The organism is Corynebacterium jeddahense (genome assembly GCF_028609865.1).
Lineage (GTDB): Bacteria > Actinomycetota > Actinomycetes > Mycobacteriales > Mycobacteriaceae > Corynebacterium > Corynebacterium jeddahense.
In genome coordinates this window covers 1,166,656-1,192,625 of sequence record NZ_CP063194.1, presented here as the reverse complement: position 1 = coordinate 1,192,625, position 25,970 = coordinate 1,166,656, and the positions used below count along the sequence as shown (strand labels likewise).

The window sequence follows — 25,970 nt, the reverse complement described above, 5'->3', positions numbered from 1 at the left end:
TCACACCGCCCTCGTCTGGTACTTCTGCGCGAGCGCCGCCTGCTGGGATTTGATCACGCCGAACGCGTCGCGCAGCGCCGCGCGGTCGCGCTCGGGCAGCCGCTTCGGGTCGATGTGGTAGTCCGGCCGCTCGCCGGCGCGCAGCTGCTGCACCTGGTGCCGCATGGCGAGGTCGCTGAGGTACTCGTACGCGTCGAGGAGGTCCGCGGCGCCCTGCGCGGAGACCGACTGCCCCGCCGCCGCGCGCAGGCGGCTGGCGGTGTCGGTCGCATCGACGCCGGCGGCGATGGCGTAGAGCCGCGCCATCTGCACCACCGCCGCCGTGCCGCCACGCTTGATATCCAGCGTGTTCGCGTACTCGCCGCTGCGCTCGACCACGAGGCCGCGGAAGAACCCGACGGGCGGCTCGCGGAACGTCGCCAGCGCGGCGAGGTGGACGTGCAGGCGCGCGGAGCCGTGGGCCGAGGACAGCGCCGTGGCGCGCACGCGCTCGGCGAGCCCCTCCCAGCCATCGCCCGCGCCGAAAACCGCGCGGAAGTCGAAGAACACCTGCGCGTGCAGCAGCGCGTCCGGCACGGGCGCGGTGACCCAGCCGTGGAACGTGCGCTCCCACTGCGACTCCGTCATGCGCCACTCCGGGTTCGAGGCCATCATGTTCCCGGGACACAGCGCCTGGCCGGCCCCGGCGAGGCCGGCGCAGACGAACTCGGCGAGCGCGGCGAAGTACGCGCCGTGCGCCGCGGGGTCGAAGCCGTCGCCGAGGACGAGCGCGTTGTCCTGGTCCGAGGCCGGCCCCATCTCGCCGCGCGCCTGGGAGCCCACCGCGACGAACGCGAACGGCACCGGCGGAGGCCCAAGCTTCTCGACGGCCAAGGTGCCCAGCCGCCGCGCCACCGCGTCCGCGACGGAGGTGGAGAACCGCTGCGTCTCCCCCGCCGACGCCCCGCGCTCGAAGAACCGCCCCGCCGCGCGCGCCGCGTCCACGTACGCTCCCTCAAGCTCGTCGAGCGAGCTGTGCTGCACCTGCGTGGTCAGGTAGATCGGGTCCGTCTGCAGCTGGCGCATGATGTCGGCGGCGTCGAGCACCCCGGCGATGCCGTCTGACCCCACCACGGGCAGGTGGTGCACGCCGATCTCGCCCATCGTGAGCATCGCCTCGATGACGAGCGCGTCGGGGCCGATCGTGCGCACCGGCGCCGTCATCACCTCCGCCACGGGGCGCGCCGGATCGAGCTGCCGGGCCACCACCCGGGCGCGCATGTCGTGGTCCGTGACAATGCCGGCGATGCCGCCCCGCTCGCCTTGGTCGCTGGTGAGGATGAGGCAGCTCACCCCGTATTCACCCATCGCCTCCGCGGCCCGGGCGATGGAGACGGTGGCCGGCTGCGTCGCGGCCCGGCGGCCGACGAAGAGGTCGCGCACCGGCGTGCGCAGCACGTCTGCCGCTCCGTGGTCGCGGATCTCCTCCGCCGCGGCCTGCACGCGGCGCGACGCGGTTTGGAAGAACCGGCCGAGGTCCGGAAACTCCGCGAGCAGCCCTGCGAACGCCTCGCGCGGGAGCATGAGCAGGACGCTGTCCTCCACCGCCTGCATGAGGTAGCGCGACTCGCGCTCGCCCACAAGCGTGGAGTAGCCGAAGTTCAGCCCCGCCTCGCGGCGGTCGAGCAGCATGTCGTCCGCGCTGACGACGTCGACGGCGCCCGAGCGGATGATGTAGAGCGTGTCGTTCGACTCGCCCACGGCGACGACGGTCTCGCCGCGGCGCACGTACGTGATGCCCATGGATGCGGGCAGGGCGCGCAGGGTGTCCTCGGGCAGCGTGGAAAACGGCTCGTGCTGGGCGAGGAAGCGGGTGATTTCCTCCAGTTCAACGCTCATGCCCCGAGCCTATCGTGGCCCGGGGCACATTTTCGGCGTTTTTACTGGTAGCTCACAAACCAGGGTCGCGGGTTCACGTCCGCGTACGTCTGCTGCGGGGTAAACATCGGCGAGTCCTCGTCGAAGAAGTTCTTCCACGCCATGAAGAAGTTCGGATCGAGGCCCTCGCGCAGCACGTTCCAGGTCTCGAACTTCAGCTCCGGCGTGCCGTGCCCGTCCGCGTGGAGCACCCAGGCGAGCTCGGGCTGGCCGGTGACGATGTTCTCGCGGTCCGGGAACATCGAGGAGTTGAACTGGTGGAGCACCATCGCCTTTTGCGGCAGGTGGTTGTCGCGCACGAGGGCGGCGAGCCAGTCCGCGACCTCGTTGATCTCCGCCGCGGACGCGCTGCCGATGCGCGACAGCGGCGCCTCCCCCGGGTTGAGCTTCCACTCCGCGTCGAGCGCGAGCCCCACGTTCGGCCGCTTGAGCAGGTCCTCGTAGAGCTTCGCCTGCTGCAGGAAGTTGCCCTGCCCCGGCTGGAGGTCGATCACCGCGTAGCCGCCCGCGTTCACGATCGCGTCGACGTAGGGCACGAGGTCCTCCGCCGGCGTCTCGTTGGAGAAGTTGCCGTCGTCGCCCGGGAACTCGGACGCCACCGAGGCGATGACCTCGAACGCGGGGACGATCGGCTGGTCGTCGAGCGGCTGGTACTCGGCGGCGAACTTCTTCGCCAGCTCCACGGACGCCGCCGGGTCCTGCTCGCCCAGCACACCGAGGTCCGGGCCGTACGGGTGGCCGTAGAGCGCGACCATGCGCCGCCCCGGGAACACCAGCCCGCCGCCGCCCGGCAGCTCGCCGTTGCCCGCCAGCGCCGCGCGCTCGCGGAAGTTGTCGGTCGAGCCCCACTGGCGGCCGAGCGCGAGGGCATCCTGCTCCGTGACGTCGCGCATGCTTTGCGACGTCGCCCGCGGGTCCGCCGCCGCAAGCACCTGCACGTCGGCGCCGGCCGCGCGCGCCGTGGCGACGGACGCCCGCGACGACAGCGCCGTGGCGAACACCGGCGGCATCTCCAGGTCGCGCGGGTTGCCCGGGTCCACCGCCGCGATCGCCGCGACGTCCCCGGATTTTTCCGCGGAGGCGACGGGCTCAGTCGACCCGATCTCCGCGTCGTCGCCCGGCACGTTGATCACGCGCTTCGCGCCGAGTCGCTCGATTTCCGCGTCAACGGCCGCATCGGTGCCGTCGACACGCGTGAGCATCGGCGCACCCAGCTTCACCGCGAGCGCCGCGGCTTTGAGCTGCTGGTCGCGCTCCTTCGCGGCAACGACGACCGTGTCGGAGGAGTCGAAGAAGCGCTGCGACACCTCGGCGCCGGAGCCGTCGGCGTCCTGGATGACCTCGTCGCCGTCGGTCTTCAGCTTGCTCTTGCCGGGCTTGACGGCGTCGACGACCCCGCCGACTGAGCCGTCCGAGCCGTCTGAGCTGTCTGAGCCACAGCCGGCGAGCAGGAGCGCCGAGGCGCTAAGGACGGCGACGGAGGTGCGGGTCACAGACATGCGCACCACCCTACGCGAGCGCGGCGGCGATCCTGTCACCCACCTCGGCGGTGCGTACCGGCGCGTCACCGCGGTCGGCGACGTCGCGCTCCACCGCCGCTTCGATGCGGTCGGCGTTCGCGTCGTCGCCGAGGAAACGCAGCATCATGGCCACCGAGAGGATCATCGCGGTCGGGTCGGCGACGCCCTGCCCCGCGATGTCCGGCGCGGAACCGTGGACCGGCTCGAACATCGACGGGAACTCGCGGGCGGCGTTGATGTTGCCGGAGCACGCCTGGCCCACGCCGCCGGTGACCGCGCCCGCGAGGTCGGTGAGGATGTCGCCGAAGAGGTTGTCGGTGAGGATGACGTCGTAGCGTGCCGGGTCCTGCACCATGTAGATCGTCGCGGCGTCGATATGGTTGTAGCCCACCTCGACCTCGGGGAACTCGGCGGCAAGCTCGTCGACCACGCGCTGCCACAGGCCGCCGGCGTTGACGAGGACGTTCGTCTTGTGCACGAGGGTGAGCTTCTTGCGCCGCGTCATCGCCAGCTCGAACGCGTAGCGCGCCACGCGCTCGGCGCCGAAGTAGGTGTTCTGGGACACCTCGGAGGCGACCTCGTGCACGGTGCCCTGACGCAGCGTGCCGCCGTTACCGGCGTAGAGGCCCTCGGTGCCCTCGCGCACGACGACGAAGTCGATGTCGCCCGGGTTCGCGAGCGGGCTCGTCGACGACGGGTAGAGCCGCGACGGGCGCAGGTTGACGTAGTGGTCGAGCTTGAACCGCAGCGGCAGGAGCAGCCCGCGCTCGAGCACGCCCGCCGGGACGCGCTCCGGGTCGCCGACCGCGCCGAGGAGGATGGCGTCGTGCTGTTTCAGGCTCTCCAGGTCTGCGTCGGTAAGCGTCTCGCGGTTGCGCAGGTAGCGCCTCGCGCCGAGGTCGTACTCCGTCGTCTCCACGTCGTCGCGCACGGCGCGGAGAACCTTCAGGCCCTCCGCCATGACCTCTTCGCCAATTCCGTCGCCTGCGATCACAGCGATCTTCATCGCGTCCACTGTCCTTCCTGGCATGTGTGTAGCCCCGGGGCCGCTAGCAGCAGCGGCCCTGCGGGTTGTTCGATTCTCGCTCCCAGCGCTGCCGCCAGTACTCCCGCTCGGAGACTGGGGTCTCTCCCGGGTGGCGGCGCGCAAGGTGGGAGCAGTACTTAGCGTATTCGTTGTCGCCCATGAGCTCCTTGACGTACCAGACCACGGCGCTCCCGGCGCGGTGCAGCGGGCGGGACACGGCTAGTGGCCTCCGGAGGTGTCGTCGAAACGCAAGCCCAGCTCCGCCATGACCTTCTTCTCGTCCTTGCTCGGGGCGAGCCCGCGGGGCAGGAAGAGGAGCGACGGCGTGTCCGGCTCCTCCGAGGTGGGCATCGCTCGGCCTTCCGCCCGCATGCGCACCGCCTTGACGCAGGTGACCGCGGCGGCCGCGACGACGATGATGACGAGCACGGCGAAGACGACGGAGAGCACGCCCTGGATCATGGTGTTGCGGATCACCGCGTCGATGGCCTCGGGGGTCTTGGCGCTGCCGAACTCGGTAAGCCCCTGCGACTTCGCGTCCCGGAAGCGGTTGTGCTGGGCGAAGTAGCCGATCGCCGGGTCCGAGGAGAAGATCTTCTGCCAGCTCGCGGTGAGCGTGACCACGAGGTCCCACACGAGCGGGACGGCGGGGACCCACACCCAGTTGTACAGCCCCTTCTTCACCACCACGACCGTGACAAGCGTGAGCGCGATCGCGGCGAGGAGCTGGTTGGCGATGCCGAAGAGCGGGAAGAGCACGTTGATGCCGCCGAGCGGGTCCGTCACGCCCATGACCAGGATCGCGCCCCACAGCGCGCAGACGAGCAGGGTGGAGATCCATGAGCCGAGCGTCCAGGACTGGTCCTTGAACTTACCGAGCCCCGGGATGTGGCTGAGCGAGTCGGACATCATGAACCGCGCGACGCGGGTGCCGGCGTCGACGGTGGTGAGGATGAACAGGGCCTCAAACATGATGGCGAAGTGGTACCAGAACGCCTGCATGTCGGCGTTGCCGACGATGTTGGTCATGATCTCGGACATGCCGAGGGCGAACGTCGGCGCGCCGCCGGTGCGCGAGACCACGGTCTGCTCGCCGACGTTGCTGGCCACCTCGGCGAGCTGGGCGGCGGTGATCGGGTCGCCGGGCAGGCCGAGGGAGTTGACGAAGTCGGCGGCGCCTTCCTCGGTGCCCGCCGTCTTGCCCGCCGGGGAGTTCACGGCGAAGTAGAGGTGGCGGTCGAGGATGACGGCGGTGATGAGCGCCATGACGGCGACGAAGGACTCCACGAGCATCGAGCCGTAGCCGATGATGCGCATGTGCGATTCCTTCTCGATGAGCTTCGGCGTCGTGCCGGACGAGATGAGGGCGTGGAACCCGGAGAGCGCGCCGCAGGCAATGGTGATGAAGAGGAACGGGAAGAGCGAGCCGGAGAACACTGGGCCGCCGCCGTCGTGGGCGAAGTGCGTCACCGCCGGCATCTGGATCGTCGGGCGGTCGATGAAGATCGCCACCGCGAGCAGGGCGATCACGCCGATCTTCATGAACGTGGAGAGGTAGTCGCGCGGGGCGAGCAGCAGCCACACCGGCAGCACCGCGGCGACGATGCCGTAGATGATGATGCACACGGCGAGCGTGGTCTTGGACAGCAGGAACACGTCCTCGCCCCACTGCGTCTCCGCGACGTAGCCGCCGCCGATGATCGCGGCGAGGAGGAGCACGACGCCGATGGCCGAGACCTCCGCGACCCTGCCGGGGCGGAAGAAGCGCGTGTAGCAGCCCATGAAGAGGGCGATCGGGATGGTCATGGCGATGGAGAACACGCCCCACACCGAGTCCGAGAGCGCGTTGACCACCACGAGCGCGAGCACGGCGATGATGATGATCATGATGACCATCGTGGCGAGGATGCCGGCGATGCCGCCGACGCGCCCGATCTCGTCGTTGATCATCTGCCCGAGCGAGCGCCCGCGGCGGCGGGTGGACACCCACAGCACGAGGAAGTCCTGCACCGCGCCGGCGAAGATGACGCCGAGGATGATCCACAGCGTGCCGGGCAGGTAGCCCATCTGCGCGGCCATGACCGGGCCGACGAGCGGGCCGGCGCCGGCGATGGCGGCGAAGTGGTGGCCGAAGAGCACGCGGCGGTCCGTGGGCACGTAGTCCTTGCCGTCGTCGACGTATTCCGCCGGCGTCGCGCGGTTGTTGCGCGGCTTGACCACGTGGTAGTCGATAAGCCGCGCATAGAGGGTGTACCCGATGAGGTAGGAGCCGATCGCGGCGAGGACGATCCACACGGAGCTGATCTGCTCGTCGCGGTGGAGGGCGATCGCGCCCCACCCGAGCGCGGCGATGACCGCCGAGATCGCGATGACCACGCGCTCCGTCGTACCGATGACCTTCTCCGGCTTCACGCCGACGACCTTCTCCTCGCCGTCCGGCGTCACCGAGATTTCCAGCCGGTCCCGCTCGGGCCACGTGTCCAGCCTGCCCGACCCCGGCCCCTGCACCGTTGTGCTCATGCCACTCCTTCCGCTTTGTCGTGAGTTCCGTCACACGATTTTGCGAAAGTGTAGCGTGGCCGCGCCGGCGCCGGGGCCGGTTCGCGCAAACACCAGGGTTTATATTCGCCCGCTCGCGCTACTGGCGGGCGAGCGCCTCGGCGTTCACGGCGCCGGGCACGTCGGCGCCCTCGCCCCGCAGCGCGCGCAGCACCGCGTCGACGGCGGCCTCCCCCGCCCGCAGCTGCGCCTCGCGTGTCGACGCCCCAAGGTGCGGCGTGAGCACCACATTCCCGCACGCAAGCAGCGGCGAATCCGCCGGCGGCTCCTCCTCGAAGACGTCGATCCCGGCCGCCCGCAGCGGCCCGTCGCGCAGGGCGTCGGCGAGCGCGCGCTCGTCGACCACACCGCCGCGCGACGCGTTCACCAGGATCTGCCCCGGCTTCGCGCCGGCGAGGCGGCGCGCGTCAAACAGCGCGCGTGTCGCCTCCGTCCTCGGCACGTGGATGGTCACCACGTCGGAGTGCGCGACAAGCTCGTCGAGGTCGGCATACTCGACGCCGATGCGTATCGACGCCTCACGGTCCCACACCGGGTCATACGCCACCACGCGCATGCCGAACGCCGCGAGCCGCTCGGCGACGAGCTGGCCGACGCGGCCGAACCCGACTACCCCGGCCGTCTTGCCGTAGAGCTCCACCCCCTGCAGCGCGGACCGCTCCCATCGCCCCGCGCGCGTCGACGCGTCCGCCGCTGGAATGTTGCGCGCCGCCGCGAGCAGCAGCGCCACCGTGTGTTCAGCGGCGGAATGGACGTTGGCGGCCGGCGTGTTGGCGACGAGGACGCCGTGGGCGGTGGCCGCGTCGACGTCGATGTTGTCGATGCCCACCCCGGCCCGCGAGACCACTCGCAGCCGCGGCGCGGCCTCGAACACCTCGCGATCCACCCGCGTCGCCGAGCGGACAACGAGCGCGTCGGCGTCGCCCACCGCCGCGAGCAGGTCCGGGCGCTGCGCGCCGGTGACGTGGCGGACGGACACGGCGGCGTCGACAAGCAACTGCTCCGCCTCGGGCGCGAGGGGATCCGCGATGAGGACGACGGGGGAAGCGGGCACGGCGGGATCTCCTCGGCACGACGAATAAGCCGCGAGTTATCTTAACGGTTGCGCTCCGCCTGGCGGATTCGGCCCGCGAGCTGCGCCGACGTGCCGAACTGCTTGCCCAGCGCCACGAGCGGGTGGTCCGACAGGCCCGCCATGGCGAAGAGGGTCTCCTCGGAGCGCCGCGGATCCGGCAGCGGCACGACCTCGACCTTCGCCCCGTAGCTGCGCGCGTTGGCCACGGAAGCGATGGAGGAGTCCCACGTGGCCACCACCTGCGGCGCCATGTTCGCGTCGCGGCGGGACTGGATGGGAAACGGCTTGGCCACCGCGCCCGGCAGCACCGCCGGGTCGCCCCACGCGGCGCGCAGCCACGTCGGGGTGCGCTGCCGCAGCGCGGCGATCTCGCGCACCGCAGAGGCCGGCTCCTGCACCTTCTTCTCCTGGAAGCGCAGCGCCGTCATGTCCCCCAGCGCGCGCAGCCCGCCCGGGTCGCGCTGCACTCGCACCACGCCGGTCGCCGGGGCCACCGACACGTTGCCGACGGTGAGCACGGTCACGGTATGCATGTCCGCGATCATGCGCACGTACTCGCCGTGCGTCGCCGGGTTGTAGACCATCATCGGCGCGTTCGTGGCCACGGCGATAGACGCCGCGCGCAGCTGGGCCTCCACCGTGTCGTCGCACAGCACGAGCGTCTCCGACTTCGGGAAGAACAGCTTGGTCGTCTCGATGCCCAGCGGGTCGTCGAGCACCTGCGGCGTGTCCGCGAACTGCGCCGCGACGTGCTTGGACTGGTTGACACTGCGCGCCCGTTCGAGCGGGCCGAGCTGCGCCTGCTGCGCGCAACCGGACAGCGACGCGACCGATACCCCGAGCGCCGCGCACGCAAGCGCCGCGGCGACCCGGCGCCCTACGCTTCGCCGCATTCTTCGTGCGCCTGCACGTCCGGCGCGTCCCAGTCGCGCACCGCCTCGCGGCCCATCGCGTACTCGATCATGCCGACGAACCGCGTCCGGCGGTCCGCGATGAAGCCCTCCCAGTCGGAGGCCATGAGCAGGTCCGGGTCCATCTCGTGGCCGGCGAGCATCGCGTCGAACTCGTCGTCCTCGAGCAGCGACTTCGACTGCAGGCGCGGCAGGTAGCGCTTCGGCTCGTTGCGCTCGATGACCACCTCGGTGCGCTGCCCCATCGGCGTGTGGTTGAGCACGGACTCGGCGAGCTGCGGGTCCACCCCTCGGACGTCGAGAAACTCGCGCGGGAAGACGAGGTGGAACCGGGGGCGCAGCTGCTCATCCGTCTCCTGGGTGAACAGCTCGCCGGTGCGCCAGTCCCGCGCCCCGCGCGCCATGAGCAGCGAGTACAGGCCGCGGTAGACGCCGCTGTCGGGCCCGGCCGTGAGCAGGCGCGACTCGTGGAAGCGCGCGTCCGCCACGGTGCGCGGCTCGTGGGCCGCCTCCCCGCGCACCCACGGCGTGACCTCGGTGACGTCGAGCCCGATCCGGATCGTCGGGGCGTGCGCGCCGTAGAGCTCGCCGAACACGCCCGACCAGAACCAGCGGTTGAGCCGGTCTGCCGCCCCGGTGTCCTCGAGCGCGCCGGGCTGCTCCGCGAGGCGGGCGAGCACGACCGCGAGCGGCACGAGCTGCGCCGGGTACGGCACCTGCTCGGCGGCGACGACGCGGCGCTCGCCGAGGAACGTCGCGGCGGCAATGAACCCGTCGCACATCTCGCCGGCGTGCGCGAGGTACTCCTGCAGCGAGATGTTTAAGATGTCGCCGCGGTGGCCGAGCGCTGGGCCGCGGCGACTGGTGAGCAGCAGCGACAGGCCGCGGAGGAACTCCACGCGCCCGACGCTTTCAAGCACGGGGTACTCGCGCAGCCGCCGCTCCACGCCCGCCCAGTGCTTCGCGAGCGCGAAGTCCGGGTCCTCCGCCGCGAACATGGCGGTGAGCAGTTCAAACACGTCCATCTGCACGCCGGCGGAGTTGGCGAAGGCGAAGATCTGCCCCACGCCCGCCTGCGTCGTGTCACGGTCGATGCGCACAACCGGCACGTCGTACGCGGGAAGGTAGCGCATGACCTGGTTGATAAAGCGCTTGGCCGCGTCGCGCAGCTCCTCGTCGCCGCTTGCAGCCATGTCGACGAGCAGGTCGTTACCCTCGCGCCACAGCAGTGCGCTGACGGGGATGACGCCGTTTGCAATGAAGTCCTCCCGCGTCGCCAGCGCGCCCTGCACGTCCGGGCCGAAGTGGGAGCGCACGACACCGTCCGGGTCGACGGCGAAGAGGGCCTCGACCGGCATCGGGTCCGCGGAGACGGCCGCGCGGACGTCGACCATGAAGCGCCGCCGAATCGGGCGGCCGAGGTAGTCCACCGTCACCACTTCCCCGTCGCCCTTGAACGCGTGGAAGAGCGAGGTGAGGCGCTGCTGGCCGTCGAGAAGCAACAGCCCCGGCTCGACGCCCTCCGCGGCGATGCCCTCGAGCGGGCGTGGCCGGAAGCGCTGCGGGGTGTTGCGCGTGTCCAGCGCGAGGAACGACCCGACCGGGTAGCCACGCAGCACAGACGTGACCAAGGTGCGGATCCGGTCGACGTCCCACGTGTAGGAGCGCTGGAAATCCGGCAGCTGCAGCTCCCCGCGTTCGGCGCGGGAGAACAGGTCCTTCAGCGAGTAGCTCGGCGTGGTAAAGCCCATGCCATCAAGGGTAGATCAGATTTCGCAGACGGTCTCGTGGCCGATGTGCCCCGGCGGCTCGATCTGCACCGTCGCGTGCTCCACGCCCAGCTGGTGCAGGGCGTCCTGGACGCCGTCGAGCACCCGGTCGCGGTCCGCCCCCGCCGCAGGCACGACGTGCACCGTAGCAATGACGTGCACTCCATCCAGGGACCACAGATGCAGGTCGTGCGTATCGACGACTCCGCCCACCCCGCGGATTGCCGGATCCACCGCCGCGGCATCGAATCCGCCCGGCACGTGCTCGAGCACGACTTTGGTGGAGCGGACGAGCAGCTGCCACGCCCGCGGGAGCACGAGGGCGGCGATGACGAGCGAGGCGACGACGTCCGCCCTCTCGAACCCGGTGAGCGCGATGACGGCGCCGGCCGCGAGGACCGCGAGCGAGCCGAACATGTCCACGAGCACGTGGAGGTAGGCGCCCTCGACGTTGATCGAGTCGCTGCGCTCGCGGGCCAGCACCCACGCCGACGCCGCGTTGGCCACGAGTCCGATGACGGCGATGACCATCATCGGCCCCGTCTCCACCGGCTGCGGGTTGCGGATCCGGCCGACCGCCTCCACCACGATCCACATGGAGATCGCGAGCACCGTCGCGGCGTTGAGCAGCGCGGCGAGCACCTCGACGCGCCGGTAGCCGTACGTTGCGGTCGGCGACGCCGCCCGTTTCCCGATGACGATCGCGAGGACGGCGATGACCAGACCCGCGGCGTCGGAAAGCATGTGCATCGCGTCGGCGAGCAGCGCCATCGAGCCGGTGAGCCACCCGCCGACGAGCTCCGCCACGAACACCGTCGCCGTGACCGCGAGGGCGGCGACGAGGGCGCGCAGCGGCGCGCCGTCGGTGTGCGAGTGGTCGTGGCTGTGCATGTGGTTCCCTTTCATACGACCGACTGTATGCGTCGAAAACCTTAACGACAACTTATTGAAAATCGTTCCACGCGGCGTCGACGACATCACCCACAAGGGGAAATGGTGAAATTCGCGACATCCCTTGACACGAGCCTTCCGCGGCACGTTGCGAATGTTTGTTAGAGTGGGCGACTGTTCACCGAGGATGCTGGCAATCTCCCCGCGTCGCTCGCGAACGAGATGCCAGCTCCAGAGTTAGCACGAAAGGAATTTATTATGACCACCGCGAACCCGAACGACCCGAAGCGCAACGCGAAGGACGCCGCAAAGGATTTCTCCGGCAAGGCTCACGACAAGCTGCACGCCGAGCAGGACAAGCTCCGCGCCGAGCACGACAAGCTCCACCACAAGGACGCGCACGTTGAGCGCACCACCCCGGAGCGCACCACCACCACGACCCCGGCCCGCACGACTGCTGGCTCCACCGCTGTGACCGAGGAGGGCAACAACGGCGGCGGCTGGTGGAAGTGGCTGATCGGCATCCTCGTCGCCCTGCTGCTGCTGTGGCTGCTGTGGGAGCTCTTCTCCAACAACGACGACAACGACGGCGACGTGGTCACCTCCACCACCACCGCCGCAACCGAGATCGTCTCCGAGACCACCACGGTCGACGGCACCGGTACCAACGGCACCGCCACTTCCGGCGCTGACGACACCGTCACCCAGACCGAGGTCGTCTCCGAGGTCACCGACACCCTCGCGCCGAAGACCAACTAGTCGCTCGTCGCGCTCGCGGCGCTACTCGCGTTCGCGGCGCTTCCCGCGCCCGTCGCGTTTTACCCCGCACCCACTTACCGGGTGCGGGGTTTCTCGCGTCTTGCGGGGCGCGCAGGTCGCCTCTCCCCACGCCCCGGCGCTGTTTCCAGCTACCAAGACCCAGCCAATCGGCTCCTGGAGGGCGAAAAGCTGGATCTTACCAGCTGGATTCTTGCCCGGAAGGCGGCGGGGCCTGGTCGGCTGATCCGTGCGGACGCGTCTCGCTCTTGTCAAGGTCTGGCTTGCCGGAGGCGTCGTCACGCCGGCGCACCTCGCCCCGCAGCCCACCTCCGAACGGACCCCGGCGCTGTTTCCAGCTACCAAGATCCAGCCAATCGGCTCCTGGAGCGCGAAAAGCTGGGTCTTACCAGCTGGATTCTTGCCCGGGAGGCGGCACGGGCGGATCGAACGGCCGCGAACACGACAACGCCCCGCCGCCGGAATCCGGGGCGGGGCGAAAACGCGGCGAGCGCGAAGGCGACTAGCGCGCGGTGTCGGTCAGGGGGTTCTTGACCCACGACATCATGTCGCGGAGCTCGGCGCCGGTCTTCTCGATCGGGTGCTGGGCGATGGTGTCGCGCAGGCCCTCGAGCTCCTTGTTGCCGCCCTCAACGTTGGCGACGAGGCGCTTGGTGAAGGAGCCATCCTGGATGTCCTTGAGGATGTCGCGCATGCGGTTCTTCGCGCCCTCGTCGATGACGCGTGGGCCGGAGAGGTAGCCGCCGAACTCGGCGGTGTCGGACACGGAGTAGTTCATGTTCGCGATGCCGCCTTCGTAGATGAGGTCGACGATCAGCTTCATCTCGTGGAGGCACTCGAAGTACGCCATCTCCGGCTCGTAGCCCGCCTCGACGAGCACCTCGAAGCCGTTCATGATCAGGTACTCCAGGCCGCCGCAGAGCACGGCCTGCTCGCCGAACAGGTCGGTGACGGTCTCGGCCTCGAACGTCGTCGGGATGACGCCGGCGCGTGCGCCGCCGATCGCCGCGGCGTAGGACAGCGCGAGGTCGCGGCCGTTGCCCTGCGGGTCCTGCTCCACCGCGATGAGGCAGGGCACGCCCTTACCGTCCGCGAAGGTGCGGCGCACGAGGTGGCCCGGACCCTTCGGGGCGACCATGGCGACGGTGATGTTCTCCGCCGGCTTGATCAGGCCGAAGTGGATGTTCAGGCCGTGCCCGAAGAACAGCGCGTCGCCGTCGTTGAGGTTCGGCTCGATGTCCTCGGTGAAGATCTTCGCCTGGGAGGTGTCGGGGGCGAGCAGCATGATCACGTCGGCCCACTTCGAGGCCTCCGCGTTCGACTTCACCTCGAAGCCGGCCTCGCGGGCCTTGTCGGCGGACTTGGACCCATCGCGCAGGCCGATGACCACCTCGACGCCAGACTCGCGGAGGTTCTGGGCGTGGGCGTGACCCTGGGACCCGTATCCGATGACAGCCACCTTCTTGCCCTGGATCAGGGAGAGGTCGGCGTCCTTGTCGTACAGCACATCGATTGCCATGGTGTTCACGTCACTTTCTTCATATTGTGAGACGGTCATTTCACATTATGACACAACCGCCTCGGGGATTGGGGATTAGTCGGCGGGTGCCATCGTCTTCGGGCCGCGCGAGAGCGCGACCGTGCCGGAGCGCACCAGCTCGCGGATGCCGAAGGAGTCCATCACTTCGAGGAACGCCTTGAGCTTCGCCGACGTGCCGGTGGCCTCGATGACGACGGAGTCCACCGCCACGTCGATGACACGGGCTCGGAACAGGTTCGCCGCGTCGACGACCTGTGGCCTCGTCGTGTTGTCGGCGTCGACCTTCACTAGGAGCAGCTGGCGGCCGACGGTCGAATCGTCGTCAAGCTCGAGCACCTTGTGCACCTGGATGAGCTTGTACAGCTGCTTGACGATCTGCTCGACGGCGTGCTCACTCGCGTCGACGACGACGGTGAGCCGGTTGATGCCCTCGGTGGCCGTCTTCGCGGAGACGAGCGAAACCAGGTTGTAGCCGCGCCGCGTGAACAGCGCGGTGACGCGGGTGATGATGCCGTCGACGTCATCGACGAGCACCGACAACGTGTGGCGGGAGATGTCTTGTGGCTGAGCCATGGTGTTAGTTGCCCTCCTGTGCATCGAGTGCGTCGAGCGTGTCGTTGATGGACTGCGGGGATTCGGCGGCCGACTCCTCCTCGCCGAAGAACGGGCGCATGCCGCGCGCGTACTGGATGTCCGAGTTCGAGGACCCGGCGGCGATCATCGGCCAGACCTGCGCGTCCTCCCCCACGACGAACTCGATGACCACGGGGCGGTCGTTGATCTCGCGGGCGCGCTGGATGGCGGGTAGCACCTCGTCCTTGGTGGTCACGCGGAACGAGACAGCGCCGAGGGCCTCCGACAGCTTCACAAAGTCGGGCACGTAGACCTCCCCGCCCAGCTTCGTGTGCGAGTAGTTGCCCTCGTAGAACAGGGTCTGCCACTGGCGCACCATACCCAGGTTTCCGTTGTTGATCAGGGCGACCTTGATGGGGAAGCCCTCGAGGGCGGCGGTGGTGATTTCCTGGTTGGTCATCTGGAAGCAGCCGTCGCCGTCGATGGCCCATACCTCCGTATCCGGCAGCGCGGCCTTCGCGCCCACCGCCGCCGGGATGGCATAGCCCATCGTGCCCGCGCCGCCGGAGTTGATCCAGTGCCGGGGCTTTTCGTAATCGATGAACTGCGCCGCCCACATCTGGTGCTGCCCCACGCCGGAGACGTAGACCGCGTCCGGGCCGGCCTCCTTGGACAGGGTCTCCAGCACGTACTGCGGGGCGAGGGTGCCGTCCGCGTGCTCGTCGTAGCCGCGCGGGAAGCGCTCCTTGAGCCCGGTGAGCCGCTCGAGCCACGGCCCGATCTGGGGCGGCTTCGCGCGCCCCGACGAGGTGAACGCGTCAGTGAGTGCGGAGAGCACCCGCTTCGCGTCGCCGACGATCGGCACGTCGACGGGGCGGATCTTGCCGATCTCGGCCGGGTCGATGTCGGCGTGGATGACTTTCGCGTAGGGCGCGAAGGAGTCGGTGTCGCCGGTGACGCGGTCGTCGAAACGCGTGCCGATCGCGATAAGCAGGTCCGCCTCCTGGAACGCGCCGACCGCGGGCACCGTGCCGTGCATGCCCGGCATGCCCAGGTAGAGGGGGTGCGACTGCGGGAACGCGCCGAGCGCCATGAGCGTGGTGGCCACGGGGATGCCGGTCGCGTCGACGAACTCGGCGAGCTCGTTGGCGGCCCCGGCCTTCACCACGCCGCCGCCGATGTAGAGCACCGGGCGCTGCGCCTGCGAGATCATCTCCGCCGCCTGCGCGATCTGCCGGCTGTGCGGCTTGGTGTTGGGCTTGTAGCCGGGGAGGTCGACTTCCGGCGGCCAGACGAATTCGATCTCCGCGTTTTGGACGTCCTTCGGGATGTCCACGAGCACCGGGCCGGGCCGGCCGGTCGAGGCGATGTGGAACGCCGCGGCAATCGCCGCCGGGACGTCCTCTGCGCGGGTGACCATGAAGTTGTGCTTCGTAATCGGCATCGTGATACCGCGGATGTCCGCTTCCTGGAACGCGTCCGTGCCCAGCAGCGACGAGCCGACCTGGCCCGTGATCGCCACCATCGGCACGGAGTCGAGGTACGCGTCCGCGATCGCCGTCACCAGGTTCGTCGCCCCGGGCCCCGAGGTCGCGATGCACACGCCGACCTTGCCGGAGGCCACGGCGTAGCCCTCCGCCGCGTGGCCCGCGCCCTGCTCGTGCCGCACGAGGACGTGGCGCAGGTGCTCGGCCCGGAAGAGCGCATCGTAGAGCGGCAGCACCGCCCCGCCGGGGAGTCCGAAGACGATCTCCGTGCCCAGTGCTTCGAGGCTGCGGACTACGGCGTCCGCGCCGGTGATCCGCTCGTGCCCGCTCTCCTCGTGTGTTGGGGCGTGTTGTGAAGCTGCCACGGTAGAGGCTCCTTGCTAGTTCGAATCCAACGTGTCGCGATCAAGCAACTAAAAAAGCGCCCGCGGAGCGTGTGCTCTCGAGGCGCTTCGTATGCGGCGTGTCAAACGATCCCGCTACGGCAAGCGCCGAGAGGGTACGAGAATGACGAGTCGCTGGTTGATCACGCCCGTTAGCCTAACCCCGCCCCGCGCCGGGCGCGGGTTTTTATTCATGAATCTTTTCCTCAGGGCGATTGCGTATCGACGCCCCAAGGGTGACTAGCATGCCGAACTATGACCGATAAGCCCGAGCGCACGCCGCACGCCTTTACCCCGACCCGCGAGCACATCCTCGCGATCGTCGTGGCCACCGGCATCGCGCTCATGGGCATCATGTGGGCGCCGCAGTACCTCGCCTGGCTGCTCATCTTCCCCGCGCTCTGGCTCGCGTGGGTGCTCACCGCCTCGACGACGGTGGACGCCCGCGGCATCACCGCGAAGTACCTGTTCCGCAAGAACGTCTCGCTGCCCTGGCGCGACCTCAAAGGTCTCGCGTTCAAGGGCTCCTCGGTGCGCGCCGTCGCCGCCGACGGCGCCGAGCACCCGCTGCCGGGCGTGACCTTCAACGACATCCCAGCGCTGGCGGAGGCGTCCGGCGGGCGCATCACGGACGTGATCACCTCCGCGCAGGCGGCGGCGGACGGCAAGTACGAGGTCATCGACAAGGAGGGCTACCGCGTCCTCATGAACCGGGACGAGTACGACGCCTACGTCGCCGAGCACCCGGATTTGCCGGGGCCGCGGCCGGAGGTCGTCGATACGCAACAGCCCAGAGTAAAGGAGTAGCACCGTGATCCCCTTGCGCTCACGCGTCACCACAGTCGGACGTCAGGCGGCGGGAGCCCGCGCGCTGTGGCGCGCCACCGGCACCGGAGAAAACGACTTTGGCAAGCCCATCGTGGCAATTGTGAACTCGTACACGCAGTTCGTCCCGGGCCACGTGCACCTCAAGGAAGTCGGCGAGATCGTTGCCGACGCGGTGCGCGCGGCCGGGGGTGTGCCGAAGGAGTTCAACACGATCGCGGTCGACGACGGCATCGCCATGGGTCACTCCGGCATGCTCTACTCGCTGCCGTCGCGCGAGATCATCACCGACTCGGTGGAGTACATGGTCAACGCGCACACCGCCGACGCGATGGTGTGCATCTCCAACTGCGACAAGATCACCCCGGGCATGCTCAACGCCGCGATGCGCCTGAATATCCCCGCCGTGTTCGTCTCCGGCGGCCCGATGGAGGCCGGCAAGGCGTTCTCCGTCGGCGGGGTGACCAAGCCGAAGTCGGACCTCATCGACGCGATCGCGCTGTCCGCGAACGACGACGTCACCGACACCCAGCTCGACGACATCGCGAACAACGCCTGCCCCACCTGCGGGTCCTGCTCCGGCATGTTCACCGCGAACTCGATGAACTGCCTCACCGAGGCGCTCGGCCTGTCGCTGCCCGGCAACGGCACGACCCTGGCCACGCACACCGCGCGCCGCGAGCTGTTCGAGCGCGCCGGCCGCACCGTCATGGAGCTGTGCGAGCGCTACTACGGCCAGGGCGACGAGTCGGTGCTGCCGCGCAACGTGGCCAACGAGCACGCGTTCCGCAACGCCATGTCTCTCGACATGGCCATGGGCGGGTCCACGAACACGATCCTGCACATCCTCGCCGCGGCGCAGGAGGGGGAGATCGACTTCGACCTCACCGACATCGACGAGCTGTCGCACCAGATCCCGTGCCTGTCCAAGGTCGCCCCGAACGGCGAGGCACACGTCGAGGACGTCCACCGCGCCGGCGGCATCCCCGCCATCCTCGGCGAGCTCAACCGCGCGGGGCTTTTGCATAACGACGTCCATTCGGTCGCCTACCCGTCACTCGACGCCTGGCTCGCCGACTGGGACATCCGCGGCGGCAGCGCGACGGACGACGCGCTCGAGCTCTACCACGCCGCGCCCGGCGGCGAGCGCACCACGAAGGCGTTCTCCCAGTCCGCGCGCTGGTCGGAGCTGGACACCGACGCGAAGAACGGCGTCATTCACGACGTCGAGCACCCGTTCACGTCCGACGGCGGCCTCGTCGTCCTGCGCGGCAACCTCGCCCCGGACGGCGCGATCCTGAAAACCGCCGGCGTCGAGGAGGGGCTGTGGGAGTTCTCCGGCCCGGCGCACGTCGTCGACTCGCAGGAGCAGGCGGTCTCCATGATCCTCAACCGCGAGGTGCTCGAGGGCGAGGTCGTGGTCATCCGCTACGAGGGCCCCGCGGGCGGCCCGGGCATGCAGGAGATGCTCCACCCCACCTCGTTCCTCAAGGGCGCGGGCCTGGGCAAGAAGTGCGCGCTGATCACCGACGGCCGCTTCTCCGGTGGCACGTCCGGCCTGTCCATCGGCCACATCTCCCCCGAGGCCGCGCACGGCGGGCTCATCGGGCTCATCGAGGACGGCGACACGATCGCTATCTCCGTGTCCAATCGCGAGTTGCGTCTCGACGTCCCAGAGGCCGAACTCGCCCGCCGCCGGGAAGCAATGGAGGCCTCCGAGCACCCGTGGACGCCGAACCGCGTCCGAGAGGTGTCGAAGGCCCTCCGCGCCTACGCTTCCATGGCCACCAGCGCCGACAAGGGCGCGGTGCGCAAGGTGGACTAGAACGGGTTGATCTCGGTGCCGAACCACCACATCAGCCCGGCTGCGGCCAGGCCGATGAGGGCGCAGATCCAGCTCGAGACCAGCGGGCGCTTTGCCCAGCCGCGCGAAGCGTCGATGCCGTAGCGGCCCGGGCCGGTGAACTGCACCGCGAGCGAGGCGGCGAGCAGCATCACCGGCACCCACGTCTCCGCGCTCCACGCGAAAACGTTGTACTCGCTTCCCGCAGCGGTAAACGCGTGCAGCGCCATAAAACCGGTGACCGCGACCGCGACCGCCGCGGCGACCGGGGTAAGCAGACCGAGCACGAGGAACACGCCGGCGGCCAGCTCGAGGGTGGGCACGACGACCGCGAGGCCGTTGCCATACGGGTAGCCAGCGTAGGCGTCCTCGAGGCCGGAGATGCCCTCGTTGCCGCCGAGGCGGAAGAACACGCCCACCGAATCAATGATGAGGTACGCGGCGAGGAACAGGCGCAGCAGGAACAGGCCGAGGTCGGTGGTGCCGCGGCGGGTCTCCTCCTCCACCGCGACGGGTTCGACGTTCTCCTCCACGTATGCCGGCTCGACGGTCTCCACCGGCTCGACGTAGGCGGGCTCCGCCGGCGGGATGTACTCCGGCTCGCGGTTGACGGCGGCGGTCTCGAACGCGGTCGTGGCCGGCTCCGTCACCTCAGTGGCGGGCTCCGCCGTTTCGCGCGCGGGCGCGGACGGGATGAGCGGGCCGGTCTGCTTCGTCGCGGGGTTCGCGGCGATGTGCACCTCCTCCACGGTGCCTTTCTTCTTGGAGCGGGGGAAGATTTCTGTCGGGGCGGCCTTGCCGGCGCGGGTGTACAGGCCGTCGGAGGCGGGGGCGTCGCCGCCGGTGTACTCGGGCACGTCCGGGGTGTTCAGGTCGTCCAGGTTGTGCAGCTCGTCGGGTGTGAGATCGCGTGGGTTGGTAGCCATGCCTCACAATCTATGCGAAACGTCTGCCCAACCACTGCCAACTCGCCGTGCACGGGGCCCAAAACATCGCCGTGTGCTGGGGTGTTTCGGCGCGGTGTTTCGGCGGGGTGTTTCGGCGCGGTTGCCGGAGGCGTCGGTTAGCAATGCCCGGATAATGCTGTTACTTTTGGTTGCGCTCTTTCTCATTGACTTTCGTAAGGAAAATTATGGGTAAAACCTGGAAAGTGGCCCTCGCGCTCGTTGGCCTCACGGTCGGCGCTGGCTTCGCGTCGGGCCAGGAAGTCATCCAGTACTTCCTTTCGTTCGGCTACTGGGGCGTCCTCGGCGTCGCGATCGCCGGCCTCACCATCGCCGTGTTCAGCGGCTGGGTCTACCAGCTCGGGTCCTACTACCTGGCGGACGACCACAGCGCTGTCTTCCGCAGCGTCACCCGCCCGTGGGTGGCCAAGTACATGGACGTCACCACGATGCTCACGCTGTTCTGCATCGGCTTTGTCATGATCGCCGGCGCGGGCTCCAACCTCGAGCAGCAGTTCGGCGCCCCCACCTGGGTCGGCTCCGTCATCATGGTGGTGCTGCTGTTGCTGTCCGGCCTCCTGGACATCGACAAGCTGACCAACGTCATCTCGTTCATCACCCCGCTGCTCATCCTCTGCCTGCTCGGCGCGTTCGTGATCACGCTCATGAACATGCCGGACGACTTCAGCCACCTCAACGACCTCGCGCAACAAAACCCGCACGCGACCGGCACGTTCAACAACTGGCTCATCACCGCGCTGAACTACGCCACGCTGGTGATGATCATGGACACCTCCATGATGCTCGTCTTCGCCGGCTCCCACATGAACCCGGCGCAGGCCGGCAGGGGCGGGCTGCTCGGCGGCATCATCTTCGCCGTGCTGCTCATGATCCTCACGTTCATCCTCTTCATGAACATGGAGGACATCATGGGCTCCGATATGCCGCTGCTCAAGGTGTTTGACAGCATGCACCCGGCGGTTGGCGTGTTCGTCTCCATCGTCATCTACCTGATGATCTACAACACCGCCGTCGGCCTGTTCTACGCGCTCGGCCGCCGCCTCAGCCACGACAAGCCGGCGAAGTTCCGCGCCTACTACTTCGTCGCCGTACTCGTCGGCTTCGCGCTGTCCTTCATCGGCTTCGCGGACCTCGTCGGCTGGGTGTATCCGCTGCTCGGCTACCTGGGCCTCATCCTCGCCGTGGTCATGGGGGCCGCCTGGTTCCGCGACCGCGAGAACATCAAGGACGAGACCGGCCGCCGCGAGCGTCTCGCCGAGCTTGCCGAGACGCAGCTCGACCCGGATTCCGCCGACCTCACCCGCGCCGAGCGCGCCGAGGTCGAGGAGCTCACCTCCGACTCCCACGTCGCCGACCAGGAGCTGTGGCAGTCGGTGCAGGAGGAGGTCGCCGCCGACCTCGACGCCGACTCGTCCAGCGACTTCAGCCTCAAGGATGTCCCCGCGCTCGACCCCGAGTCGAAGGCCTACGCCGGCGCCCCCGACACCCCGGGCGACGAGATCGCCTGGAAGGCCTACGACGAGATGTACAAGACGGGCGAGTTCCCCGCGATCAAGCCCGAGACGAAGTAGGCATCCGCTTCTCGACGACGCACAGCGCCCCCGCCGCCCCTCCCGGCCGCGGGGGCGTTCGCGCGTTCCGGTGGCGGCCCGCCCCCCAACGCCCGTGCCCACGAGCCAAAACCGGCTACCTCGAACCGGCTACCACGCCAAAAGGGGATGCGGTCTTTTTGTTGGAGTGCGTTTTGGGGGACTTTGTCTCGTTGTTATGCACTCAGTGCCTTGCGGTGCTCGGCGATGGTGGTGTAGCCCTCGCCGAGTGTCGACTTCAATCGTGTGTTGATGTAGAAGTCGATGTAGGAATCAATATAGTCGCGCATTTGCGCCACCGTCATCGTCGACACCACAGGCCTGCCTTTGAGCAGTTCTTGTTTCATCGTGCCGAAGAAGCCTTCGGTGCGCGCGTTGTCGCCGCTGGTGGCTTTGCGCGACAGTGACGGGATGTATCGCCACCGGTTGCCGCACCATGTATCGGCCTGGCAGTCGGGGCAATCCAAGATGTTGTGGGTGTGGTCGGTAATCAGACTGACCCAGCGTTCACTGCGGTAGAGCCCACCACGATCGGAATGGATGATCGGTTGTGCCTCGTCGGGTTTTACCTCGTCGATTCGCGCGATCATCTCGGCGACCAAGTCGTGGTTCGGTGATGTTGACATGGTCACCGCAATCGGCATCCCGTCGTAGAAATCGATCGCTGCCGACAGAAACAATTTGCCGTCTGGGCAGTGGATTTCGGTGACGTCGGTGCCGATTTTCTCCCACGGGGCATCCGCGTGGAAATCGTGGGTCAGCCCCTGAGCGTCGGCGTGGTCGATGAAGTACTGCGACGGTGCAACAACCGGCCGGGCCACATCCACATCCGCATCCCCATCATCGTCACTGTTGTCGGTTGGGGCGATCAGCAGCAGGTTCGCGGGTTTGTGGTCGGTTTCACCGGTGTAGGAGGAGTATTTGCCCGACGCTTTCGCCGGCGGGCGGCACCCAAGCTCTTCCATGAGGGTACGCACGATCTTTTCCGACACTGTATGCCCCATGATCTTCAGCCAGGCGTGGATGCGCCGGTAGCCGTAGCTTTGCCCGGATTCGGCTGCTGCCTGCAAGATCAGCGGTTTGAGTGCAGCGCGGCGCTGTTCGCGCTGGTGCACCACCTTCGTGTGGGTGTGTCGGTGGTAGTAAAACGTCGACTGCGCAATCCCGACAACCGCGCATGCTTTGGCGATGGAAAACCCGTGGGCGTCCGTGAGGGCAACCACCACTGCGGCTTTCGCCGCGGTGGACAGTTCCCCGTCACGGACGTCGTCTTTTCCCCGCGACTCACCGCCACGGACGTTGCCTTTTCCCTGCGGCTCACCGTCGCTCATGAGCACTTGGATAATGGCGTCTTTGACTGTTTCCCGGTCGCGCATCTCGACAACGAGCTTTTTCAGCTCGTCCATGTCACTGGGTAAATCAGCGATGTCGTCTATCGGTCCAGGCCCTGGCAGCCACTCGTTGACTGGCCGGGGTGGCCTTTTCGCATCGGCTGCTTCATCGACTCGCTGCTGTTGATGGTTGCGTTGGACTTTGCGGTGTTTGCTCACGCGTTCCATTGTCGCCGCAAACGCCTCGTCGAAGGTCATCGACGCTGCCGAATCGCGGTCGTCATCGTCTGGCCAGTACCGCTTCGTCCAGGTCAGTGCTGCGGTGTCGTTGACATCGAACTCCACGGCAATCTCACGCACCGTCGCCTGCGAGGTCAACCTGCGTGCTACAACCTTCGCGATGGTCTCAGCGTCGTAGGCGCGTCGCGTGCCATCAAAGGACTGGCCGCGGCGTTTGGCCGCAACCCAGTTGCCGACCGTGTCCACCGATGGTCGGCGACCACATACGTCTTCAGCCCAGTCGCAGACCTCACGGGCAGACGCCCCAGCCAAAAACCTCTCAACCGCACCATCGCGGATATCAGATGGAAACCCTGCGGGCATTGGAATACCTTCCAGCCCCCAACACTCCAACTTTTTGTCCGCGCTCCCAAAAACGGTTGGTAGCCGGTTCTAGGTAGCCGGTTTTGCGGGTGGTGGGGTGGCTGCGCAACACGCCGCACCAGCCCCGCGCGCCTACTCGGCGAGCTTCTTCGCGATGAGCTGGTTCACCTGGCCCGGGTCGGCCTTGCCCTGCGTCGCCTTCATCACCGCGCCGACGATGGCGCCGGTGACCTTGGTGTTGCCCGCGCGGTACTTCTCCACGATGTCCGGGTTGGCGGCGAGCGCCTCGTCGACGGCCTTCTCGATGGCGCCGTCGTCGCGCACGACCTCGAGGCCGCGGGCAGCCACGACCTCATCCACGGATCCCTCGCCGCCGATCACGCCGTCGATGGCCTGGCGGCCGAGCTTCGTGGTCAGCTTGCCCTCCTTGACCAGCTCGACCACGCGGGCCACATCCGCGGGCGTAACGCCGAGCGCGTCGAGGTCCTTGCCGGCCTCGTTCGCCTTGCCGTTGATGTAGCTGACCCACCAGGCGCGGGCCTCGTCCGGGGTGGCGCCGGCCTCGACGGTGTCCACGATGAGGTCGAGCGCGCCCGCGTTGACCAGGTCGCGGAACTCCTTCTCCGGCAGCTGCCACTCCTCCTGGATGCGTGCGCGGCGCACCCACGGCAGCTCCGGCAGCGTCGCGCGGATCTCCTCGACCCACTCCGGCTTCGCAATCACGGGCGGCAGGTCCGGGTCGTTGAAGTAGCGGTAGTCGGAGGCCTCCTCCTTCGGGCGGCCCTTCGACGTCGTGCCGTCCTTTTCCTGGTAGTGGCGGGTCTCCTGGACGATTGCCTCGCCGTTGTCCAGCGCGGCGGCCTGGCGCTGCATCTCGAAGCGGACGGCCTGCTCCACGGACTTGAGCGAGTTGATGTTCTTCGTCTCGGTGCGGGTGCCAAACTTCTCCTGGCCGATGGGGCGCAGGGACACGTTCGCGTCGCAACGCATGCTGCCCTGATCCATGCGCGCGTCCGAGACGCCGAGGGCCTTGACCAGCTCGCGCAGCGCGCCGACGTAGGCCTTGGCCACCTCGGGGGCGCGCTCGCCGGCGCCGGTGATCGGCTTGGTCACGATCTCGATGAGCGGAATGCCCGCGCGGTTGCAGTCCACGAGCGAGGCGGTGGCGCCGGTGATGCGGCCTGTCGACGACCCAAGGTGCGTCAGCTTGCCCGTGTCCTCCTCCATGTGGGCGCGCTCGATCTCGACGCGCCACTCCGTGCCGTCCTCGAGCACGACGTCGAGGTAACCGTCGTAGGCGATCGGCTCGTCGTACTGCGAGATCTGGTAGTTCTTCGGCTGGTCCGGGTAGAAGTAGTTCTTGCGCGCGAAGCGGGAGGATTCCGCGATCTTGCAGTTGAGCGCCAGGCCTATCTTGATGGCCCACTCGACGCCCTTCGCGTTGACCACAGGCAGCGCGCCCGGCAGGCCGAGCGAGACCGGGTCGACGTTCGTGTTCGGCTCGGCGCCGAAGTGAGCGGAAGAGGTGGAGAACATCTTCGTCTCGGTGGCGAGCTCGACGTGCACCTCAAGGCCCATCACGGGGTCGTACTTTTCCAGTACTTCGCTGTAATCCATCAGGTCGTACGCAGTCATGCGCATCAGTCTACTGCCCCGCCGCGCGCGCCCGCGCTACAGCTCGCCGCGTCGTGCCACCCACACAAATGCGGCCACCTTCTCGCGGCCGACAGCGAGCGCATTGCCTATCGACGGTCCATTGCCCGCATGGATCGTCCCCCACAATGTGTCGCCGGGGTTGGCCGGCAGGACGTCGCAAAGCAATTGCATCGCTGTGGGTGCTGCTCGTGTGGCTCTACCGCCGCTCCCGCGCAGTCGCCTCCCACACCTCGCGGTAACTCTCCGCGAGCGTGGCCACCGTCTCGTGCGCGTTGAGCCCGCTCGGGTTGCCCACCACCCACACCGGCACGCCCTCGATGGTCTCGGGTTGGAGGCCGCGGGTGGCCTTGGGGCGTCGAAAGGCATCGCGATAGGCCCCGATCCCGGCGAACATGAGCGCCCCGGGCCGATGCGTGACGACGACGTCCCGCAGGCGCCGCCCACCCTCGACGAGCTCCGCGCGGGAGAGGTCGGAGGCGCGCGGGGTCATGCGGTTGACGAGGTTGGTAAAGCCGATGCCGCGCTCGGCGAGCATTGCCGCGTCCTCGGCGGACAGGCCCTCGTTCGCGCGGACGCGGTACGGGGTGATGCCGGCGGCCTCGAGCGCCGGCCAGAACCGGTTGCCGGGGAACGCGAACGGGGCGTCCACCTCCTCGGTGAGGCGCCCCGGGTTGATGCCGACGACGAGCAGGCGGCAGGGGTCGGGGATGCGGTCGTGCAACTGGGTGA

The 25,970-nt window shown here is 68.4% G+C and carries 21 protein-coding genes; 4 read left to right on the top strand and 17 right to left on the bottom strand.

Annotated elements, in window-relative coordinates; translation table 11 throughout:
* The 9 genes from CJEDD_RS05860 to CJEDD_RS05820 form a co-directional block, all read right to left on the bottom strand.
* Nucleotides 1–1,878 (bottom strand): DUF294 nucleotidyltransferase-like domain-containing protein, encoded by a 1,878-nt coding sequence (locus CJEDD_RS05860; RefSeq protein WP_042406649.1) that lies wholly within the window; start codon nt 1,876–1,878, stop codon nt 1–3.
* Between the two features lie 41 nt (nt 1,879–1,919).
* The gene (locus CJEDD_RS05855) at nt 1,920–3,416 is read right to left on the bottom strand and encodes a hypothetical protein (RefSeq protein WP_042406675.1); all 1,497 of its coding nucleotides are present in this window, start codon (nt 3,414–3,416) and stop codon (nt 1,920–1,922) included.
* A gap of 10 nt (nt 3,417–3,426) precedes the next feature.
* A complete protein-coding gene (locus CJEDD_RS05850) occupies nt 3,427–4,443 on the bottom strand; it encodes a 3-isopropylmalate dehydrogenase (RefSeq protein ID WP_042406645.1) in 1,017 nt (338 codons plus the stop codon).
* A gap of 43 nt (nt 4,444–4,486) precedes the next feature.
* Entirely contained in the window at nt 4,487–4,681 is a 195-nt protein-coding gene (locus CJEDD_RS05845) for a YbdD/YjiX family protein (protein ID WP_042406642.1), read from the bottom strand.
* 2 nt (nt 4,682–4,683) lie between these two features.
* Entirely contained in the window at nt 4,684–6,984 is a 2,301-nt protein-coding gene (locus CJEDD_RS05840) for a carbon starvation CstA family protein (RefSeq protein ID WP_081764515.1), read from the bottom strand.
* Between the two features lie 118 nt (nt 6,985–7,102).
* On the bottom strand, nt 7,103–8,077 hold the full coding sequence (locus tag CJEDD_RS05835; protein WP_273657666.1) for a hydroxyacid dehydrogenase: 975 nt from the start codon (nt 8,075–8,077) through the stop codon (nt 7,103–7,105).
* Between the two features lie 41 nt (nt 8,078–8,118).
* The gene (locus tag CJEDD_RS05830) at nt 8,119–8,991 is read right to left on the bottom strand and encodes a hypothetical protein (RefSeq protein WP_052333817.1); all 873 of its coding nucleotides are present in this window, start codon (nt 8,989–8,991) and stop codon (nt 8,119–8,121) included.
* A complete protein-coding gene (locus tag CJEDD_RS05825; RefSeq protein ID WP_042407731.1) occupies nt 8,976–10,760 on the bottom strand; it encodes a DUF262 domain-containing protein in 1,785 nt (594 codons plus the stop codon). The genes CJEDD_RS05830 and CJEDD_RS05825 overlap by 16 nt, the downstream gene beginning before the upstream one ends.
* A gap of 15 nt (nt 10,761–10,775) precedes the next feature.
* The gene (locus tag CJEDD_RS05820) at nt 10,776–11,684 is read right to left on the bottom strand and encodes a cation diffusion facilitator family transporter (RefSeq protein ID WP_042407735.1); all 909 of its coding nucleotides are present in this window, start codon (nt 11,682–11,684) and stop codon (nt 10,776–10,778) included.
* 243 nt (nt 11,685–11,927) lie between these two features.
* Here CJEDD_RS05820 and CJEDD_RS05815 point away from each other — a divergent pair, with 243 nt between their 5' ends.
* Nucleotides 11,928–12,428, top strand: a complete 501-nt coding sequence (locus CJEDD_RS05815; RefSeq protein WP_042407738.1) for a hypothetical protein — start codon at nt 11,928–11,930, stop codon at nt 12,426–12,428.
* A gap of 520 nt (nt 12,429–12,948) precedes the next feature.
* Here the strand turns inward: CJEDD_RS05815 and ilvC are convergent.
* From ilvC to CJEDD_RS05800, 3 genes are all read right to left on the bottom strand, one after another.
* Nucleotides 12,949–13,965 carry a ketol-acid reductoisomerase gene (gene ilvC, locus CJEDD_RS05810; RefSeq protein ID WP_042407758.1) on the bottom strand — a complete coding sequence of 339 codons (1,017 nt, stop codon included), beginning with the start codon at nt 13,963–13,965 and terminating at the stop codon, nt 12,949–12,951.
* Between the two features lie 75 nt (nt 13,966–14,040).
* The gene (ilvN, locus tag CJEDD_RS05805; RefSeq protein WP_042407739.1) at nt 14,041–14,559 is read right to left on the bottom strand and encodes an acetolactate synthase small subunit; all 519 of its coding nucleotides are present in this window, start codon (nt 14,557–14,559) and stop codon (nt 14,041–14,043) included.
* 4 nt (nt 14,560–14,563) lie between these two features.
* Complete coding sequence (locus tag CJEDD_RS05800; protein ID WP_042407742.1) at nt 14,564–16,411, bottom strand: acetolactate synthase large subunit; 1,848 nt, start codon at nt 16,409–16,411, stop codon at nt 14,564–14,566.
* Nucleotides 16,412–16,684: 273 nt separating this feature from the next.
* On the opposite strand from CJEDD_RS05800, the gene CJEDD_RS05795 reads away from it, so the two are divergent.
* The gene (locus CJEDD_RS05795; RefSeq protein ID WP_042407746.1) at nt 16,685–17,236 is read left to right on the top strand and encodes a PH domain-containing protein; all 552 of its coding nucleotides are present in this window, start codon (nt 16,685–16,687) and stop codon (nt 17,234–17,236) included.
* A 4-nt stretch (nt 17,237–17,240) separates the two neighbouring features.
* Nucleotides 17,241–19,079 (top strand): dihydroxy-acid dehydratase, encoded by a 1,839-nt coding sequence (gene ilvD / locus CJEDD_RS05790; RefSeq protein WP_042407750.1) that lies wholly within the window; start codon nt 17,241–17,243, stop codon nt 19,077–19,079.
* On the opposite strand, the gene CJEDD_RS05785 is transcribed toward ilvD, so the two are convergent.
* Nucleotides 19,076–20,023: a DoxX family protein gene (locus CJEDD_RS05785; protein WP_042407752.1), complete on the bottom strand. Its 948-nt coding sequence runs from the start codon at nt 20,021–20,023 to the stop codon at nt 19,076–19,078. The two genes, ilvD and CJEDD_RS05785, sit on opposite strands and share 4 nt — an antisense overlap.
* A gap of 206 nt (nt 20,024–20,229) precedes the next feature.
* Here CJEDD_RS05785 and CJEDD_RS05780 point away from each other — a divergent pair, with 206 nt between their 5' ends.
* A complete protein-coding gene (locus tag CJEDD_RS05780; RefSeq protein ID WP_042407754.1) occupies nt 20,230–21,633 on the top strand; it encodes a YkvI family membrane protein in 1,404 nt (467 codons plus the stop codon).
* Between the two features lie 194 nt (nt 21,634–21,827).
* On the opposite strand, the gene CJEDD_RS05775 is transcribed toward CJEDD_RS05780, so the two are convergent.
* The 4 genes from CJEDD_RS05775 to CJEDD_RS05760 all read right to left on the bottom strand — a co-directional run bounded on the left by CJEDD_RS05775 (nt 21,828) and on the right by CJEDD_RS05760 (nt 25,962).
* Nucleotides 21,828–23,585, bottom strand: coding sequence for an IS3 family transposase (locus tag CJEDD_RS05775; protein ID WP_273657480.1), 1,758 nt, complete (start codon nt 23,583–23,585; stop codon nt 21,828–21,830).
* 132 nt (nt 23,586–23,717) lie between these two features.
* A complete protein-coding gene (gatB, locus tag CJEDD_RS05770; protein ID WP_042407040.1) occupies nt 23,718–25,220 on the bottom strand; it encodes an Asp-tRNA(Asn)/Glu-tRNA(Gln) amidotransferase subunit GatB in 1,503 nt (500 codons plus the stop codon).
* A gap of 36 nt (nt 25,221–25,256) precedes the next feature.
* Nucleotides 25,257–25,412: a hypothetical protein gene (locus CJEDD_RS05765; RefSeq protein WP_157034462.1), complete on the bottom strand. Its 156-nt coding sequence runs from the start codon at nt 25,410–25,412 to the stop codon at nt 25,257–25,259.
* Between the two features lie 25 nt (nt 25,413–25,437).
* On the bottom strand, nt 25,438–25,962 hold the full coding sequence (locus CJEDD_RS05760; protein WP_042407009.1) for a mismatch-specific DNA-glycosylase: 525 nt from the start codon (nt 25,960–25,962) through the stop codon (nt 25,438–25,440).
* Nucleotides 25,963–25,970: the final 8 nt, after the last annotated feature.